Annotated in this window: 18 protein-coding genes; 12 read left to right on the forward strand and 6 right to left on the reverse strand. The window is 69.1% G+C overall.

The window, feature by feature from the left end; translation table 11 throughout:
• Positions 1–59 precede the first annotated feature (59 nt).
• The gene (locus J0F76_RS08215; protein WP_207467769.1) at positions 60–1,019 is read right to left on the reverse strand and encodes a polyprenyl synthetase family protein; all 960 of its coding nucleotides are present in this window, start codon (positions 1,017–1,019) and stop codon (positions 60–62) included.
• 68 nt (positions 1,020–1,087) lie between these two features.
• Here J0F76_RS08215 and fni point away from each other — a divergent pair, with 68 nt between their 5' ends.
• The gene (gene fni, locus J0F76_RS08220; protein ID WP_207467771.1) at positions 1,088–2,191 is read left to right on the forward strand and encodes a type 2 isopentenyl-diphosphate Delta-isomerase; all 1,104 of its coding nucleotides are present in this window, start codon (positions 1,088–1,090) and stop codon (positions 2,189–2,191) included.
• On the opposite strand, the gene J0F76_RS08225 is transcribed toward fni, so the two are convergent.
• On the reverse strand, positions 2,142–2,645 hold the full coding sequence (locus J0F76_RS08225; RefSeq protein WP_242690072.1) for a cytochrome b: 504 nt from the start codon (positions 2,643–2,645) through the stop codon (positions 2,142–2,144). The genes fni and J0F76_RS08225 overlap by 50 nt on opposite strands.
• 141 nt (positions 2,646–2,786) lie before the next feature.
• Between J0F76_RS08225 and J0F76_RS08230 the strand changes: the two genes are divergently transcribed.
• Genes J0F76_RS08230 through J0F76_RS08250 form a run of 5 tightly spaced genes read left to right on the forward strand, consistent with a single transcriptional unit; the run spans position 2,787 to position 7,911 of the window.
• Positions 2,787–3,542 (forward strand): CDP-alcohol phosphatidyltransferase family protein, encoded by a 756-nt coding sequence (locus J0F76_RS08230; RefSeq protein ID WP_242690073.1) that lies wholly within the window; start codon positions 2,787–2,789, stop codon positions 3,540–3,542.
• A gap of 11 nt (positions 3,543–3,553) precedes the next feature.
• On the forward strand, positions 3,554–4,531 hold the full coding sequence (locus J0F76_RS08235; RefSeq protein ID WP_242690074.1) for an ABC transporter substrate-binding protein: 978 nt from the start codon (positions 3,554–3,556) through the stop codon (positions 4,529–4,531).
• Positions 4,521–5,312, forward strand: coding sequence for an ABC transporter ATP-binding protein (locus tag J0F76_RS08240; RefSeq protein ID WP_207467784.1), 792 nt, complete (start codon positions 4,521–4,523; stop codon positions 5,310–5,312). Before J0F76_RS08235 ends, J0F76_RS08240 begins: the two co-directional genes overlap by 11 nt.
• The gene (locus tag J0F76_RS08245; RefSeq protein WP_207467786.1) at positions 5,309–6,856 is read left to right on the forward strand and encodes an ABC transporter permease; all 1,548 of its coding nucleotides are present in this window, start codon (positions 5,309–5,311) and stop codon (positions 6,854–6,856) included. The genes J0F76_RS08240 and J0F76_RS08245 overlap by 4 nt, the downstream gene beginning before the upstream one ends.
• Entirely contained in the window at positions 6,853–7,911 is a 1,059-nt protein-coding gene (locus J0F76_RS08250; protein WP_207467788.1) for a glycosyltransferase family 4 protein, read from the forward strand. Before J0F76_RS08245 ends, J0F76_RS08250 begins: the two co-directional genes overlap by 4 nt.
• Positions 7,912–7,960: 49 nt before the next feature.
• On the opposite strand, the gene J0F76_RS08255 is transcribed toward J0F76_RS08250, so the two are convergent.
• Positions 7,961–8,464 (reverse strand): YciE/YciF ferroxidase family protein, encoded by a 504-nt coding sequence (locus tag J0F76_RS08255; protein WP_207467790.1) that lies wholly within the window; start codon positions 8,462–8,464, stop codon positions 7,961–7,963.
• Between the two features lie 249 nt (positions 8,465–8,713).
• Complete coding sequence (locus tag J0F76_RS08260) at positions 8,714–9,619, reverse strand: LysR substrate-binding domain-containing protein (protein WP_207467792.1); 906 nt, start codon at positions 9,617–9,619, stop codon at positions 8,714–8,716.
• A gap of 88 nt (positions 9,620–9,707) precedes the next feature.
• Here J0F76_RS08260 and pcaD point away from each other — a divergent pair, with 88 nt between their 5' ends.
• The 5 genes from pcaD (at position 9,708) to J0F76_RS08285 (ending at position 13,318) form a co-directional block, all read left to right on the forward strand.
• Entirely contained in the window at positions 9,708–10,493 is a 786-nt protein-coding gene (gene pcaD, locus J0F76_RS08265) for a 3-oxoadipate enol-lactonase (RefSeq protein WP_207467794.1), read from the forward strand.
• The gene (pcaC, locus tag J0F76_RS08270) at positions 10,490–10,873 is read left to right on the forward strand and encodes a 4-carboxymuconolactone decarboxylase (RefSeq protein WP_207467796.1); all 384 of its coding nucleotides are present in this window, start codon (positions 10,490–10,492) and stop codon (positions 10,871–10,873) included. The genes pcaD and pcaC overlap by 4 nt, the downstream gene beginning before the upstream one ends.
• The gene (gene pcaH / locus J0F76_RS08275) at positions 10,870–11,598 is read left to right on the forward strand and encodes a protocatechuate 3,4-dioxygenase subunit beta (RefSeq protein WP_207467798.1); all 729 of its coding nucleotides are present in this window, start codon (positions 10,870–10,872) and stop codon (positions 11,596–11,598) included. Before pcaC ends, pcaH begins: the two co-directional genes overlap by 4 nt.
• Before the next feature lies 1 nt (position 11,599).
• The gene (gene pcaG, locus J0F76_RS08280; protein WP_207467799.1) at positions 11,600–12,172 is read left to right on the forward strand and encodes a protocatechuate 3,4-dioxygenase subunit alpha; all 573 of its coding nucleotides are present in this window, start codon (positions 11,600–11,602) and stop codon (positions 12,170–12,172) included.
• A gap of 93 nt (positions 12,173–12,265) precedes the next feature.
• On the forward strand, positions 12,266–13,318 hold the full coding sequence (locus tag J0F76_RS08285) for a 3-carboxy-cis,cis-muconate cycloisomerase (RefSeq protein WP_207467800.1): 1,053 nt from the start codon (positions 12,266–12,268) through the stop codon (positions 13,316–13,318).
• Between the two features lie 30 nt (positions 13,319–13,348).
• Here the strand turns inward: J0F76_RS08285 and J0F76_RS08290 are convergent, their stop codons facing one another.
• Together J0F76_RS08290 and J0F76_RS08295 are read right to left on the reverse strand one after the other, a co-directional pair.
• The gene (locus tag J0F76_RS08290; RefSeq protein ID WP_207467801.1) at positions 13,349–14,611 is read right to left on the reverse strand and encodes an MFS transporter; all 1,263 of its coding nucleotides are present in this window, start codon (positions 14,609–14,611) and stop codon (positions 13,349–13,351) included.
• Between the two features lie 172 nt (positions 14,612–14,783).
• Positions 14,784–15,626 (reverse strand): 3-oxoadipate:acetyl-CoA acetyltransferase, encoded by an 843-nt coding sequence (locus J0F76_RS08295; RefSeq protein ID WP_207467802.1) that lies wholly within the window; start codon positions 15,624–15,626, stop codon positions 14,784–14,786.
• Between the two features lie 177 nt (positions 15,627–15,803).
• Between J0F76_RS08295 and aroQ the strand changes: the two genes are divergently transcribed.
• Positions 15,804–16,250 carry a type II 3-dehydroquinate dehydratase gene (gene aroQ / locus J0F76_RS08300; RefSeq protein WP_207467803.1) on the forward strand — a complete coding sequence of 149 codons (447 nt, stop codon included), beginning with the start codon at positions 15,804–15,806 and terminating at the stop codon, positions 16,248–16,250.
• Positions 16,251–16,253 lie beyond the last annotated feature (3 nt).

Consider the following 16,253-nt stretch of genomic DNA (forward strand, 5'->3'; position numbering starts at 1 on the left):
GGCCATGAACTCCATCGCCGCGACGGTGCCCAAGGTGATCGGCAGCGGGCCAAGCCAGCTCACCGGGCGGCGCCTGCCTTGGGTGCGGCCTGCGGCACGCGGTCCAGCATGGGGGTGAAGATCGCGTCGATCATGCTGCGGAAGGGATCGGGGGTCAGCCCCGCGCCGACCAGGGCCTCGTCCGCCGAGGCAAGCAGAGCCCGGCAGCGGCGCAGCGCCTCGTCGGCGCCATAGACGGCCAGATAGGTTTCCTTGCCGATGTCCTGGTGGCAATCCTTGCCGGTGGCGGCGCTGTCGGACAGCATGTCGATCAGGTCGTCGGCGATCTGGAAGGCCTGGCCCAGATCCTCGCCAAAGCGGCGTAGCAGGCTGCGCTTGTCATCCGCCTGCCCGCCCAGGATCGCCCCGGCCTCGACGGCGGCGCAAAGCAGGGCGCCGGTCTTCAGCGCGTTGATTCGGGTGATCCGGTCTAGGGCGCCGCTTGCCCCGTCCGCATCCGAGAACCCGTTCAGGTCCAGTTCCTGCCCCGCCACCAGGCCTTGCCAGCCCATGACCCCGGACAGGATGGCGACAAGCGCGCGCCGCTGGCCGTCCTCCAGCCCGTCCAGGCCGTTGGCGATCGAGATCGCGTGGTTCAACAGGCCGATGGAGGTCAGGATCGCCGTCGCCTCGCCAAACTGGGCATGGGTCGTGGGCCGGCCCCGCCGCAGCAGGGCGTTGTCCATGGACGGCAGGTCATCGACGATCAGCGATGCGGTGTGGACCATCTCCAGCGCCACGGCCATGTCCAGGACCGCGTCGCCGTCGGCCGCGTCGCCGGCCACCAGGTGCAGCAGATAGGGGCGCAGCCGCTTGCCGCTGGACATGGCGTCGCGCGCGGCCTCGACCAGGCGGGCGGGCGCGGGCGACAGTTGCGACAGGTGGTGGGTGATCCGCAGGTCAAGCTGGCGCACGAAGCCCGCCTGTGCATCGGGATGGCGGGTCGCGGCGTTCGACTTGTCTATTGCCTGTGGGTGCATGAAAACTGGTCCTTCAGGGCTGGCGCTGCGCCGAACAGGTCAGCGCGCAACGACAAGGGCTGCCAAACATGACCCATCCCGACCCTTCGCTTGGGAAAGACAAGATTTCCGATCTCACACTTACCTCGCGCAAGGAACAGCATCTGGATGTCGTGCTTGCCGGACAGGCAGGCGCGACGGTGACGACCGGGCTCGAGGCGGTCATATTCGAACACGTCGCCCTTCCCGAAGTTTCATGGGATGACGTCGATTTGTCCACCGATTTTCTGGGTCACAGGATCGGCGCGCCGGTGATGATCGGGTCGATGACCGGCGGACCCAGCCGTGCCGGCGCGATCAACCGCGCGCTGGCCCAGGTGTGCCAGCAGTTGCGCCTGCCCCTGGCGGTCGGATCGCAGCGCGTGATGATCGAGGGGGGAAGCGCCGCGGGTCTGGATGGCAGCCTGCGGCAACTGGCCCCCGACATCCCGATCCTGGCCAATTTCGGCGCCGCCCAGCTGAACCGCGGCTTCGGCCGCGACCAGGCCATGCGCGCCCTCGAGGCGATCGGCGCCGACGCCCTGATCCTGCACCTGAATCCCCTGCAAGAGGCGGTCCAACCGGAAGGCGACCGCGATTGGCGCGGCCTTGCCGCAAAGATCGGCGCGCTTGCCCGCGCCCTGCCCGTCCCTGTCGTCGTGAAGGAGGTCGGCGCGGGCCTTTCCGCCCCCGTCGTCACCCGCCTTGCCGCCGAGGGCGTCACGGTCTTCGACGTGGCGGGCGCGGGCGGCACCGACTGGGCGCGGGTCGAGGCGGCGCGCGCCCCCGACCGTGCCGCCGCCCAGATCGCCGCCTGCTTTGCCGGATGGGGCATCCCCACCGCCCGGGCCATCCGGGGCGCGCGGCAGGCAGCGCCCGATGCGACGATCATCGGGTCCGGCGGCATCGTCACCGGCCTTGACGCCGCCCGTGCGATTCGGCTGGGCGCCGACGTTGTGTCGCTGGCGGGCGCGGTGCTGGCCTCTGCCATCGATGGGCCCGAGGCGCTGGAACGCCAGTTGGCCGTGGTGCTTGGGCAGCTTCGCACGGCCTGCTTCTGCACCGGCAGCGCGGATCTTGCCGCGCTGCGCCAGGCGCGGCTGGTCAGCCCCGACCCGGCCACATCCGGGACCATACCCCGTCCCGGCGGATAAGGGCGTGCTGCAGGGCCGCGCCGATGTGGATCGCCAGAACCGCGATCAGCAGAAAGGCCGCCGTGGCGTGCAGCGCCTGGGCGGCATCGGCCAGCTTGGGCGTCTTGCCGATCCAGGGCCCGAAGCCAAGGCGGTCCAGAAGCTCGATCGGATAGCCGCCCGCGCGCACCCGCACGAAACCGCTGAGCGGCATCACCACCAGCAGGACATACAGCATCACATGGGACACGGCCGCGGCCCGTCGCTGCCAGGCGGGAACCGTCTCTGGCAGGGGCGGCGGGCGATGCGTCAGGCGATAGGCCAGCCGCACAAGGATCACCGGGATCAGCAGCGTGCCGAGGTTCTTGTGAAACAGGAACAGCGCATCCTGGACCGGCCGCGCCAGTCCTTCCTGGGTCATGACCAGCCCGGCGGGGATCATCGTCAGCACGGCGGCGGCGGTGATCCAATGCAACCATCGGGCGGGCGGTCTGTAGCGTGGCAAGCGCTCTGGCATGATGCGAACCCCTCGGGCGATGATACCGGGATCGCCGTCATTTGAACAGGGCTTCAAATCGCCGCTTGACGCATGTCGCGGGCCGATTAGTCTTTGTTTATGCGCGATCATCCGACCCCAGGCGACCGGCTCGCGCCATCCGACACGCGGGATGCGATCCGCGTTCGGCTGGGGTTCTGCGCGCTGGCCTGCATGGCGCTGATCGCCGCGACGCGACCGGTCTTCCAGACCTCTCTCCCGGCCCTGCTTGCGGCATCGGGCGCGTTCCTGCTGGCCGCGGCCCTTGTGGCCCTGTGCATGGACCGCAGCTATCCCCATCCCCGGATGGGCGCCTGCAACGCGACGACGCTTGCGCGCGCGGCCCTGGTCGCGTCCCTTCTGATGCCGCTGGCGGACGGCCATGCCGCAGGATACGCCATCGCGTTCGTGGCAACGGTCGCACTGGTCCTGGACGGGGCCGACGGCTGGCTGGCGCGGCGCAGCGGCCTGACCTCTCGCTTCGGGGCGCGCTTCGACATCGAGGTGGATGCGGCGCTGGCGCTGATGCTGTCGCTTCACGCACTCGCGGGCACATCCGTCGGGGCCGAGGTGCTGGTCCTGGGCCTGATCCGCTATGCCTTCGTTCTGGCTGGCCGGGTCTGGCCCTGGCTGCGCGGCGATCTGGCGCCCAGCCGCCGCCGCAAGCTGATCTGCGTGCTGCAGATCGCGGCCCTGATCGCCTTGCAGGTGCCCGACCTGCCGCCGGACGCCGCGATCCTTCTGGCGCGCGGCGCGGCCGTCGCGCTGGCCTGGTCCTTCGCCATCGACATCGCCGCCCTGCGCGCCCGCGCCCTTGCCCTTGGACACGCCCCATGACATTCGACCGGATGAACAGACGCGACTTCCTCGGTGCGACGGCGGGCCTTGCCGCCTCTGCCGGGCTTCGCGCGCAAGCCGCCTGGGCCCAAGTGCCGGTCGCGCTGCAACTGTCATGGCTTCATTCGGTGCAGTTCGCGGGAAGCTATATCGCGCTGGACCGGGGCTGGTGGCGGGAGGCGGGGCTCGAGGTCTCGTTGCTGCAAGGCGGCCCGAACGCCCCGGTGGAGCCTCCGGTCGTGGCGGGCAATGCCCTGGTCGGGATCTCGGCGGCCGATTACGCGGCGGCTGCCGTGGCGCAGGGTGCCCCTTTCCGCATCATCGGCGTGGCGATGCAGAAGAACCCCTTCGTGATCGCCTCGCTGGCGGACAATCCCATCGCCTCGCCCGCCGACCTGCCCGGCAAGCGGATCGGCATGGCGGTTTCGAACACCCCCGTCCTGCAGGCCCTGTGCAGCCTGAACGGCGTGGATATCGCGGCCGTGCAGATCGTGCCGACCCAGTATTCCGCGCAACCCCTGGTCGCGGGGCAGGTCGACGGGCTGCTGTGCTGGGAAACCGACCTGCCGGTCGCCATGGCGATCCAGGGCATCGAGGCGCACACGATGCTGATGGCCGACCACGGCTATGCGCTTCAGTCGCAGACCTATGTGGCGACCGTGGACAGCCTCGCCACCCGGCGCAAGGAACTGGTGGCCCTGATGGCGGGCGAGGCTCGCGGCTGGGACGCCTGTCGCGCCGACACCGACGCGGCGGCAGAACTGACCGTCAGGATGTTCCCCGATGCCGGGATGGACCTGCCCACCCAGCAGCTTCAGGCCCGGCGGCAGGTGCCGCTGATGTTTTCGGACCTGACCGATGCCCACGGATTCGGCTGGTGGACGGACGAGACGGTCGAGGAGAACATCCGCATCCTGTCCCTGCTCGGCCGGACGGTGACGCGGGATCTGTGGGACCGCTCGATCCTTGAAGACGTCCATGCCGGATAGCGCGTCGCTTTCGATCACCTGCGCCGGACTGACGAAGATCCACGACAATGGCGTCGCGGCCGTCGATGCGCTGGACCTGCGCTTCGAGGCGGGCCGGACGACCGCCCTGATCGGGCCGTCGGGCTGCGGAAAGTCCACGCTGCTGCGGCTGGTCGCGGGACTGGACCGGCCCACGACGGGAACGGTCGGCATCGCCGGGCTGCCCCCTGTCCAGCAGGCCAGGCGCGGCGTGATCTCCATGGCGTTCCAGGACCCCTCGCTGCTGCCGTGGCTGACCCTGCGCAAGAACGTCGCGCTGGCCCGCAAGCTGGCCCGGCAGCCCGCCGATCCCCGCCTGGTGGACGAACTGATCGCGCTGGTGGGCCTTGAAGGCTTCCAGGAGACGCGCCCCGCGGCCCTGTCGGGCGGTATGCGCCAGCGCGCGGCCATTGCGCGGGCCCTGGCCACGCGGCCGCAGGTGCTGCTGCTGGACGAGCCCTTCGGCGCGGTGGACGAGCTGACGCGCCGCCAGCTTGCGCGCGACTTGCCGCCGTTGTGGCAGCCGCTGGGCACGACCACCCTGCTTGTCACCCATTCGGTCGACGAGGCCGTGCTGCTGGCCGACCGCATCGTCGTCCTGTCCCCGCGCCCCGCGCGCGTCGTGGCGGACCTGCCGGTCCCCCTGCCCCATCCCCGCCTGCCGCAGCTGACCGAAACCCCTGCCTTCCGGCGCATCGCCGCCCGCGCGCTGCAGGCGCTGGCCCAAGGCGTGGGCGACAACCCCGCACTGGCCGCGCAATGACCGCGCTGGCGCGGCGGGCCGGACCCGTGCTGCTGTTGCTGCTGCTGTGGCAGCTTGCGGCCACCGCCACCGGCGGGCAGTTCCTGCTGGCCGGACCCGCCGAGGTCGCGGCCTGGCTTTCCGACAATCCCGGCCTTGTCGGCCGCGCGCTGTCCGTCACGCTGGCCAGTGCGGCTTGGGGATTTCTGGCGGGCAACCTGGCCGCGATCCTTCTTGTCGCGGCAGCGATGCTGTGGCCGCCGGTGCTGGGGCTTTTGACCGGGCTGGCGCTGATCGTCTTCTGCCTGCCGCTGATCGCCACCGGCCCCATCCTGCGCGTGATGATGGGACCGGGCGACGGCCCGCAGGTCGTGCTTGCCGCGCTTGCCGTCTATTACACGACCCTGATCCCGTTGCTGGCCGGGCTGCGGGCCGTGCCCTCGGCCTGGATCGACCTTGTCGCCTGCCTTGGCCGGGGCCACCTGGCGCAGCTTGTCCATGTGCGCGCCCGTGCGGCATTGCCCTATCTGGTGGCGGGGATGCAGATCGCAGCCCCGGCGGCGTTCCTGGGCGCCATGGTGGGCGAGTTCACGGGGGCCGAGCGCGGCATGGGCGTGCTGACCGTCCGCTTCATCCGCGACCTCAACACCGCCGCCCTGTGGAGCCTGGCCAGCATCGCGGCCCTTGTCTCGATCGCCGTCTATCTTGGCGTGGGTGCGGCGGGCCGCTTCCTGCGGCTGGAGCGGCCGCCCGTGATCCTGGCGCCGCCGCGCCTGCCGCAGGGATCGGCGGGAAGGCGGCTTGGCCGGGCCGTGCTGCTTGCCGGGGCGACGCTGGTCCTGTGGTGGGGCGGGATGGAGGCCCTTGGCCTGAACCCCTTCTTCGCCAAGCGCCCGCCCGACCTGTTCGCGGCCCTGTTTCTTGCGCCCGATGCCGGGGCGACATGGCAGGCGCTGCTGCAGGCGGCCGCCCAGACGGCCGTTTTCGTCCTGCCGGGCTATCTGGCCGGGCTGGCGCTTGGCACGGGGCTTGCGGTCGCGCTGTCGCTGGTCCCGGCGCTGTCGGGACTGGTGACGCCGCTGGCCATCGCCCTGCGTTCCGTTCCGGTGGTGACGACGGCACCGCTGGTCGTGCTGCTGCTGGGACAGGGCGCCTTGGGAACGATCGCCCTTGTCGCGCTGATGGTGTTCTTTCCCACCTTTGTCGCCTGCCAGCACGGCCTGCAGCAGGCGCCGGGCCAGATCCTCGACATCCTGCGCAGCCATGGGGCGGGACGCGTCCCGCAGATGCGGCATGTCCGCCTTCCCGCGATGCTGCCCGCCTTCTTCGCATCCGCCCGGATGGGCGTCCCGGCCGCGATCCTGGCGGTCACGGTTGTCGAATGGCTGGCGACTGGGCGCGGGCTTGGCAACCTGATGACGCTGTCCGCGTCATTGTCCGACTACACCATGCTGTGGCTGACGGTAGTGCTGGTGACGCTGGCCTCGGTGCTGTGCCATGGCGGCGTCGCCTGGATCGAACGGCGCGTGCTGCGCCTTTACGCCCCCGAGCAGGTGGAGGGATGACCCCCTGCCCCGCCGCCTTCGCGATCCCGGGCGACATCGCCACGCTGACCGGCGGCTATCTGTACGAACGCCGCCTGCTGGACGGGCTGCGGCTGATCGGCCACGACATGCTGCACCTGGAACTGCCCGCCAGCTTTCCCGATCCCTCGGCCCAAGACATGGCGGTGGCGCTTGCCGCCCTGGCCTCGGTCCCGGCGGACCGTCCCGTGATCCTGGACGGGCTGGTCTTCGGGGCCATCGACCCTGCCGGGCTGGTGCAGATCCGGGCGCCGCTGGTGGCGATGGTACATCACCCGCTGGCGACGGAAACGGCGCTGACGCCCGGACAGCGCGACCACCTGTTCGCCACCGAACGGGCCAACCTGCGGCTGGTGCGGCACGTCCTGGTGCCAAGCCCGCATACAAGGGCGATCCTGATCGACCGCTACGACGTGGCGCCCGACCGCATCACCATCGCCCGGCCGGGCGTCGAACGTCCGCGACTGGCACCGTCGCCGGTCTCGCCGCCGCTGATCCTGTCCGTGGGCATCCTGCACCCTCGCAAGGGACATGACATCCTGGTCGAAGCCTTGGGGGGTTTGGCCGACCTGGACTGGCGCGCGGTGATTGTCGGCAGGGCATGGGACCGCGCCCATGCCGCAGCCCTGGAACGGCAGATCGCGGCAAGCCCGGTCGCCCCCCGCATCAGGCTGGCGGGACAGGTCACGGATGACGCTTTGGAGCGGTTGTATGCGCAGGCGACCGTCTTCGCGCTGGCCACGCGCTTCGAGGGCCACGGCCTAGTCTTCGACGAGGCGCTGGTCCGCGGCCTGCCCATCGTCAGTTGCCGCACGGGTGCCGTGCCGGACACCGTGCCGCCCCAGGCGGGATTGCTGGTTCCCCCGGCTGATGCCCCGGCTTCCGGGGGGGCGTTGGCCCGGGTGCTGACGGATGCGACGCTGCGGCGGCGCTTGGCCCAAGGCGCAAGCCGGGCCGGCAAGGACCTGCCCGGATGGGATCACACCGCCGCTGTGGCCAGCCGGGTTCTGGCCGAGGTCCGGGCAGCCGCGACATGAAAACAGGCGGCCCGCCAACGGACCGCCTGCAAGACCCAGACCTGAAGGATCAGGCCACCGCCTTGTCGGTGGCAGCCGCGTTGATCACGGCTTCCGCCAGGCCGGTCAGCTTTTCGTCGGTGGCCGATTCTTCCTGCAGCGTTTCGTCCAGCAGCGACACCGCGTCGGCCATGCCCAACTGCTGCGCCCAGGCCTTCAGCGTGCCATACCGGCTGATCTCGTAGTGCTCGACCGCCTGGGCGGCGGCGAGAAGGCCCGCGTCCAGCGCGGGGCTGCCCTTGAATTCGTCAATGATGTCCTCGCCCTCGGCGATGATGCCTTCGATGGCGTCGCAGGTCTTGCCGCGCGGGCGCTTGCCGATCAGTTCGAAGACCTGTGCCAGACGCTCGATCTGGGTCTGGGTTTCCTCCTCGTGCGTCTTGAACGCGGCCTTCAGATCCTCGCTTTGCGCAGCGCGGGCCATCTTGCGCAGCGCACTCAGGATCTTGCGTTCGGCATAGTAGATGTCCTTGAGCGTTTCATGGAACAGCGTGTCCAGCGTCTTGTCGGCCATGGAAAAACTCCTTCCTTGGGTTCGCCGCGACCGGGTCGCGGCATCGGATGTCCTTCCAACAATCGCGCCTTGCGCTGCGTTCCCCCCGGCCATGGCGGATGATATTTATTTATCAGCGGAACCGCCGCTTCGCCCCGACCAGCCGACGCGCCTTGTGCGGTCGCATTGCCGACGTTTGGGCGAAAGCCGATCCCGGACGGCTGAAATCCTTTCGCGGCGTGACCGGCCCGGGACCTGTACGGACCTGCCCTACTGAACGGCGGCGTCCTCCAGCGCGGCGATCAGGGCCTGCGTCTCGGGGCGCGGATCGTCGCCGTCCCGCAGGGATATGCCCACCGGGCCGCCCAGCAATTCGTTGCGGATCGGCAGGATGACGAGGGTGCCCGTCTCGATTTCCGGGCGCACGACCCCTTCCGAGATGAACCAGACCGTGTCGGATCGCATCACGACCTCGCGCCCGAAGGCCAGCGAGACGTTCTCGAAGGCGGGCTGCGGATCGGTGATGCCGACCGTATGCAGCCAGCTTCGAACCGACCCTGCGATCATTGCCCCCGCCGGCGGCAGCATCAGCGGATGGCGGGCCAGATCGGCATAGTCCCAGCCTTGCCGCAGCAGGGGATGACCCGCGCGCACCACCGGCACGACGCGTTCCCAGTACAGGCGCCTGAAGCGCAGCCCCTCGGTATTGCCGGCCGGCGGCATCCGGCCGACGACCAGATCCAGTTGCCCCTCGCGCAGCAGCGACAGCAGCAGCCAGTTCGGTCCCGTCATCACGTCCAGCAGGACATCCGGGCGGGTGTCCCGGAAGGCAAGCGCCGCACGCGGCACCAGGCCCGTTGCGGCCGTGGGCAGGACGCCCACATGCAGGCGCGGGCGTTCCGGCGGGGGCGACAGCACCAGCGCCTGCGCGCGCTCCAAGTCGGCCAGGGCGGTGCCCGCATGGGTCTGGTAGACGCGCCCCGCAGGCGTCAGCGCCAGCTTGCGGCCCGAGCGGTCGAACAGCTGCACCCGCAGGATGTCCTCCAGTTCACGGATGGTCTTGGACGCGGCGGGCTGGCTGACATGCAGCGCCTCGGCCGCAGCGGACAGGCTGCCGAGGCGGGCAGTTTCCAGAAAGCAGCGCAGGTGGCGCAGGCGCAGATGGGAATGAAGCATGGATAACTTCTAGGTTATGATCAGGTTGCGTCATTATAATTTTCATCCACTGCCCTGTCATGGCATAACTTGCGCCAAAGGAGACAGAATGCAGACCATTTCCACATCAGACATCACCCTGCACATCCGCGACGAAGGCCCGAAGGATGGCCGCGTGGTGATGTTCGCCAATTCGCTGGGCACCGACCTGCGTGTCTGGGACGCGCTGCTGCCGCTGCTGCCCGCAGGGCTGCGCATCGTGCGTTACGACAAGCGCGGGCACGGGTTGTCGGACGCGACGCCCGCACCCTATACGCTGGACCAACTGGTTGCCGATGCCGAGGCGGTCTGCGACCGGCTTGGCCTGACGGAGATCACCTTCGTGGGCCTGTCCATCGGCGGGCTGATCGGCCAAGGGCTTGCGGCCAGGCGCCCCGATCTGGTCCGCGCGCTTGTGCTGATGGATACGGCCGCGAAGATCGGTACGGCGCCCATGTGGCAGAACCGCATCGACGCGATCAACGCGGGCGGCGTGGCGGCCCTGGCGGATCCGATCCTGGAACGCTGGTTCACCCCCGCCTTCCGCACCACGAACCCCGAATTCGCCCTGTGGCGCAACATGCTGACCCGCACATCCGTCGCAGGCTATACCGGCTGCTGCGCGGCCATCGCGGGGGCGGATCTCACTGAGTCCACCCGCGCCCTGCGCCTGCCGGTGCTGGCGATGGCGGGCGACCGGGACGGATCGACCCCGCCCGACCTGGTCCGCGCGACCGCCGCCCTCTGCGGCGCGGATTTCCACATCATTCCCGATGCGGGCCATATCCCCTGCGTCGAACAGCCCGCAGCCACCGCCCGCCTGCTGGCCGATTTCCTGGAAAGGACCGCCCCATGACCGACCGCCACGCCCAAGGAATGCGGACCCGCCGTGCGGTTCTGGGCGACGCCCATGTGGACCGGGCCGAGGCCGCGAAGTCCGACCTGGACCAGCCCTTTCAGGATCTGATCACCGAATCGGCCTGGGGCACCGTCTGGTCGTCCGACGCGATCACCCGGCGCGAGCGGTCCATGCTGACCTTGGCCCTGCTGGCCGCGACCGGCAACTTCGAGGAAATTCCCATGCACATCCGGGCCACCGCCCGCACCGGCGCATCCAAGCGCGACGTGATGGAGGCCTTCCAGCACGTCGCCATCTATGCCGGCGTCCCCCGCGCGAACCACGCCATCAAGCTGGCAAAGCAGACCTATGCCGAGATGGAGGCGGCATCCGAATGACAGATCTTGGCCCGCTGATCCCGCGCGACCGCGAGATGCATCCCGAACCCTACTGGCCCGACTACAAGACCTCGGTCGCGCGGTCGCCCCACCAGCCGCTTCTGTCGCTGGAATCCGGCCCGTCCGAGGAAACCGGCCCGACCTTCGGCCATTCCCGCTTCGGCGCGCTGGACAACAACCTGATCCTGAACTGGACCAAGGGCGCGGCCCCCGCCGTGGGTGAGCGCATCCTGATGCACGGCCGCGTCCTGGACGAGAACAACCGCCCCGTCCCGAACACGCTTGTGGAAATCTGGCAGGCCAATGCCGGGGGCCGCTATCGTCACAAGAAGGACACCTATCTGGCCCCGCTGGATCCGAACTTCGGCGGCTGCGGGCGGACACTGACGGATGAGAACGGGTATTACCAGTTCCTGACCATCCGCCCCGGCGCCTATCCCTGGCCGAACCGGGGCAACGACTGGCGGCCGATGCATATCCACGTCTCGGTCTTCGGGCACAGCTTCGGCCAGCGCCTGATCACCCAGATGTATTTCGAGGGCGACCCGCTGATTCCGCTGTGCCCGATCGCCGCGACGATCCGCAACCGCTCGCAGCTTGACCGGCTGGTGGCGCCCTTGGACATGGCCCGGTCGCGACGGCTGGACTTCCTGGCCTACAAGTTCGACATCGTGCTGCGCGGCCGCCGCCAGACCATGTTCGAAAACAAGCTGGAAGGAATGTGAGATGGTCCAACCGCTGAGCCATCAACCCGAAACGCCCTCGCAGACCGCGGGACCCTATGTCCATATCGGCCTGATGCCGACCTATGCCGGAAACCCCGGCTATTACGACGAGGAAATCGGGGTTTCCCCCGTCGCCGAAGGCGCGCAGGGCCAGGTCATCGAGATCGTGGGTTCCGTCTATGACGGCACCGGCTGGGCCTTGCGCGACGCGCTGATCGAAAGCTGGCAGGCCGACAGCGCGGGCCTGTTCCCCGGCCAGGACGGCGCCGACCCCGCCGTCAGCGGCCATTGCCGCTTTGCCGCCGATGCGGTGACGGGGGAATTCACGCTGCGCACCGTCAAGCCCGGCCCTGTCCCGTCGCGCTATGGCCGGGCCTTCGCGCCCCACATCTCGCTATGGATCGTCGCGCGGGGGATCAACATCGGCCTGCAGACCCGCATCTATTTCGAGGACGAGGACAACGAGGGCGACCCCCTGCTGTCCCGGATCGAGCAGCGTCCCCGCGTGAACACGCTGATCGCGAAGAAGATCGGGGATGGCCGGTATCGTTTCGACATCCGCCTGCAGGGCTAGGGCGAGACGGTGTTCCTGGACATCTGACCACCGGATTTGACAGAAGCGGCGCGGGGGCCACCCTCGCGCCGCTTTCGCATGGAAGGACAGGACATGAGCGACGTTTTCGACCACCCCTGGCTGGGCGGCCTGTTCGCCGATCCCGACATGGCGGCATTGTGGTCGCCCGATGCCCAGTTGGCCGGGATGCGCGCCTTCGAGGCCGCGTTCAGCCGCGCGCTTGGCCGGGCGGGTCTGGCCCAGGCTGCCGAGGCTGCGGCGCGGGCCATTGAAGGGATGGGCTTCGACATGGCCGACCTGCGCGCAGGCACCGGGCAGGACGGCGTCGTGGTGCCGCGCCTGGTCCGGCAGATGAAGGCCGCGGCAGGCGATGCAGCGGAGGCGGTCCACAAGGGCGCGACATCGCAGGACGTGATCGACACGGCCACGGCCATGGCGATGCGCGATACGCTGGCGCTGGTGGATGCGCGGCTTGGCACGCTGGCCGGGGCGCTTGAAGAGTTGACCGCCCGCTTCGGCGCCCGCCCGCTGATGGGCCGCACGCGGATGCAGGCCGCGACCCCCATCAGCGTGGCTGATCGCATCGCGCCTTGGCTGCTGCCGCTGGCCGATCACCGCGCCCGCATTGCCGAGGCGCGGCCCCGCATCGCGCGGCTGCAACTGGGCGGCGCCTCGGGCGACCGCGCGGATCTGGGCGACAAGGCTGCGGCCGTGGCGGCGGACGTGGCCGGGGTGCTTGGCCTGGAGAGCCCGCCCCGCGCCTGGCACCCGATGCGCGACGGCGTGGCGGAATTCGCGGGGATCCTGTCGCTGATCACGGGAACCCTGGGCAAGATGGGCCAGGACGTGGCGCTGATGGCGCAGCAGGGGATCGGAGAGATCGAATTGTCGGGTGGCGGCACCTCGTCGGCCATGGCTCACAAGCAGAACCCGGTCTTGGCGGAACTGCTGGTGACGCTGGCGCGCTTCAACGCGGGACAGCTTGCCCTGATCCATCAGGCGCTGGTTCACGAACAGGAACGGTCCGGTGCGGCCTGGGCGCTGGAATGGATGGTCCTGCCGCAAATGGCGCAGGCTGCGGGGCGCGCCCTGACAGTGGCGATCACGCTTGCCGGACAGGTCCGGCGGATCGGCACCCCCGAATAGCAAAGGGGCGCTTTTCGCGCCCCTTTCTCGTCACACCTTCTGGCGGATCACGGTGGACTGCACCAGCGCCAGCGCGCCCAGCAGGCCCACGACGGCGAAGACATAGAAGCCCCAGGGGTGGCCCAGTCCCATCGACACCAGCGTGCCGCCGACCAGCGGCCCGGCGATGGCGCCAAGGCGACCGACCCCCGCCGCCACGCCAAGCGCCGTGGCGCGCACCCCCGGCGGATAGTTCGAGGCCACGAAGGCATAGACCAGCACCTGCGCCGAGAACACGAAGCAGCCGGTCAAAAACACCATCGGATACAGCAGCGCCGGACCCATCCTGACCGACAGCACGGCCAGCAGGACGCCGCCGCACAGGAACCAGGCCACCGCGGCGACCTTCAGCCCGATGCGGTCCCCCACCCGGCCCGCCACCAGCAGCCCGGCAATCGCTCCCGCGTTCAGCAGCAGCAGCAGCCACAGCCCGCCCGTCAGGCTGTAGCCCGCCGTCACCATCAGCTTCGGCAGCCAGGTGTTCAGCGCATAGACCAGCAGCAGCCCCATGAACGAGGTCACGCAGATCGCGACCGAGTTGCGCAGCAGCGGCCCGCGGAACAGCGAGGCGAGCGACGCCCGTTCCTCGGGGGCCTGATCGACCTCAGGCAGCACCAGGCCATGGCGCGTGGCGATCGCCTCGGCCTCGGCGCGGCGGCCGCTTGCCAGCAGGAAGGACGGCGATTCGGGCAGATGGCGATACATGATCGGTGCCAGGATGAAGCCGGGGACGGCGCCGATGATGAACATCGCGTGCCAGCCCAGCGTCGGCAGCACGAGGATGCCCAGCAGCGCCGTGGACACCGCGCCCACATGATAGCCGGTCATCACCGTGGTGGACGCCTTGCCCGCCCGCCCGCGTGAGAATTCCGTCACCATGGCGATGGCGGTCGGCAGGCAGCCGCCCAGGCCGAAGCCTGCCAGGAAGCGGAAGATGCCAAGCTGGACATAGTTCTGCGCGAAGGCGCAGGCCAGCGTCAGCGCGGAAAACATCAGGACGGCGAAGATCATGACCTTGCGCCGGCCCAGCCGGTCGGTCGCGATGCCGATGGACAGCGCGCCCAGCGTCATGCCGACAAGGCTGATCGTGGACACGAAGGTCGCCTGCGCCGGGGTCATCCATGGCACGTCGCCGCCCGTCAGCGTCGGGATCAGGGCGCCCAGGACGACCAGGTCGAACCCGTCCAGGACAACGGCGATCCAGCACAGGACCGCGACGGCGCGCGCAGCAGCGTTTCGAGAGGTGGGTGTCACGTTTGTCTCCTTCCCATCGGGGACGGCGACAGGTTTCCCCACCGTGGCTACGATCCGCGAAACGTCCTCATCCCCTGCACCGGAGTTACCATGCCGCAGCCGTGCGGCAAAGCACCACGCTTAGCCGCAACCATGATATCTGCATGGCCTTCCATATACGGAAGGTTATGGATCACGCAGCCTGCGGCATCCGCAGCCCCAGGATCTGTCGTGCCTGCTGCCATGTCGCGACCGGGCGGCCGTGTTTTTCCGCGATCTCGGCCGCGCGGCGAACCAGGGCGGCGTTCGACGGGGCCAGCCGGTCGCGGTCAAGGCGCACGTTGTCCTCCAGCCCCGTGCGGGCGTGGCCGCCCGCGCCGATGGCCCATTCGTTCAGTACGATCTGGCTTGGCCCGATCCCCGCCGTGCACCAGGGCGCATCCTCGCCGAACAGGCGCTTGACGGTGTGTATGTAGTAGTCGAACACCTCGCGATCGGCGGGCATGGCGTTCTTCACGCCCATCACGAACTGGACATAGGGACGTTCCCTGATCTGCCCCGCCTTCCACATCTGATGCGCCTTGAGGATGTGGGACAGGTCGAAGGCCTCGATCTCGGGCTTGACGTCATGGGCCAGCATCTCGGACGCGAGCCAGTCCACCAGGTCGGGCGGGTTCTCGTAAACGCGGGTGGGGAAGTTGTTCGATCCCACCGACAAGGATGCCATGTCGGGACGCAAGGGCAGCATCCCGCCCCGCGCCTGCCCCGCGCCGGACCGGCCGCCCGTGGACAGTTGCACGATCAGGCCGGGGCAGTGCTTTTCCAGCCCTTCCTTCAGGCGGGCGAAGCGGTCAGGATCGCTGGTGGGTTTGCCCTCGTCGTCGCGAACATGGCAATGGGCGATGGTAGCACCGGCCTCGAACGCCTCCTGCGTGGATTCGACCTGTTCGGCGATGGTGATCGGCACCGCGGGGTTGTTGTCCTTGGTCGGCAGCGATCCGGTGATGGCCACGCAGATGATGCAGGGATTGGTCATGGCACGCCTTCCGGGCTGAAGAATCGACCGCGATCATCGGCGAAAAGCCGCTTCGCTTCCAGAACGGTTTGGATCTGCAACGATACCCGCAGGATCTGGTGACAGCAGAAGCCGTTTGACGCGCGGCGATTCCCCGTTCAGGTTCGCCCGCACCCCGTCTGCCCAAGGTCCACCGCCATGCCGAAGCTCGTCTATATCCTTAACGGTCCGAACCTGAACCTGCTGGGCAAGCGCCAGCCCCACATCTATGGCCACGAGACGCTGGCGGACGTGGAGCGCGACTGCGCGGCGCTGGCGGCCGAACTGGGGGTGACGACACGCTTCCTGCAGTCCAACACCGAGGGCCAGATCATCGACTGGATCCACCAGGCGCGAGAGGACGGCATCGGCATCGTCATCAACCCCGCTGCCTATACCCATACCTCGGTCGCCATCCTGGATGCGCTGAATGCCTTCGACGGGCCGGTGATCGAGGTCCACATCTCGAACGTGCACAAGCGCGAAAGCTTCCGGCACCATTCCTATGTCAGCCTGCGCGCGGACGGCGTGATCGCGGGCTGCGGCACGGAAGGATACCGGCTGGCCCTGCGGCGCATCGTGACGCTGACGGCGGACGAGGGCTAGGGC

Source organism: Paracoccus fontiphilus (genome assembly GCF_017356265.1).
Classification (GTDB): Bacteria; Pseudomonadota; Alphaproteobacteria; order Rhodobacterales; family Rhodobacteraceae; genus Paracoccus; species Paracoccus fontiphilus.

Bases quoted from the DNA above. Each gene is read 5' to 3' on its own strand.
- pcaD (WP_207467794.1), top strand. From the start codon at position 9,708: ATGCAGACCATTTCCACATCAGACATCACCCTGCACATCCGCGACGAA.
- pcaC (WP_207467796.1), top strand. From the start codon at position 10,490: ATGACCGACCGCCACGCCCAAGGAATGCGGACCCGCCGTGCGGTTCTG.
- J0F76_RS08255 (WP_207467790.1), bottom strand. From the start codon at position 8,464: ATGGCCGACAAGACGCTGGACACGCTGTTCCATGAAACGCTCAAGGAC.
- fni (WP_207467771.1), top strand. From the start codon at position 1,088: ATGACCCATCCCGACCCTTCGCTTGGGAAAGACAAGATTTCCGATCTC.
- J0F76_RS08250 (WP_207467788.1), top strand. From the start codon at position 6,853: ATGACCCCCTGCCCCGCCGCCTTCGCGATCCCGGGCGACATCGCCACG.
- aroQ (WP_207467803.1), top strand. From the start codon at position 15,804: ATGCCGAAGCTCGTCTATATCCTTAACGGTCCGAACCTGAACCTGCTG.
- J0F76_RS08260 (WP_207467792.1), bottom strand. From the start codon at position 9,619: ATGCTTCATTCCCATCTGCGCCTGCGCCACCTGCGCTGCTTTCTGGAA.
- J0F76_RS08240 (WP_207467784.1), top strand. From the start codon at position 4,521: ATGCCGGATAGCGCGTCGCTTTCGATCACCTGCGCCGGACTGACGAAG.
- J0F76_RS08235 (WP_242690074.1), top strand. From the start codon at position 3,554: ATGAACAGACGCGACTTCCTCGGTGCGACGGCGGGCCTTGCCGCCTCT.
- J0F76_RS08295 (WP_207467802.1), bottom strand. From the start codon at position 15,626: ATGACCAATCCCTGCATCATCTGCGTGGCCATCACCGGATCGCTGCCG.
- J0F76_RS08215 (WP_207467769.1), bottom strand. From the start codon at position 1,019: ATGCACCCACAGGCAATAGACAAGTCGAACGCCGCGACCCGCCATCCC.
- J0F76_RS08285 (WP_207467800.1), top strand. From the start codon at position 12,266: ATGAGCGACGTTTTCGACCACCCCTGGCTGGGCGGCCTGTTCGCCGAT.
- J0F76_RS08230 (WP_242690073.1), top strand. From the start codon at position 2,787: ATGCGCGATCATCCGACCCCAGGCGACCGGCTCGCGCCATCCGACACG.
- pcaG (WP_207467799.1), top strand. From the start codon at position 11,600: ATGGTCCAACCGCTGAGCCATCAACCCGAAACGCCCTCGCAGACCGCG.
- pcaH (WP_207467798.1), top strand. From the start codon at position 10,870: ATGACAGATCTTGGCCCGCTGATCCCGCGCGACCGCGAGATGCATCCC.
- J0F76_RS08245 (WP_207467786.1), top strand. From the start codon at position 5,309: ATGACCGCGCTGGCGCGGCGGGCCGGACCCGTGCTGCTGTTGCTGCTG.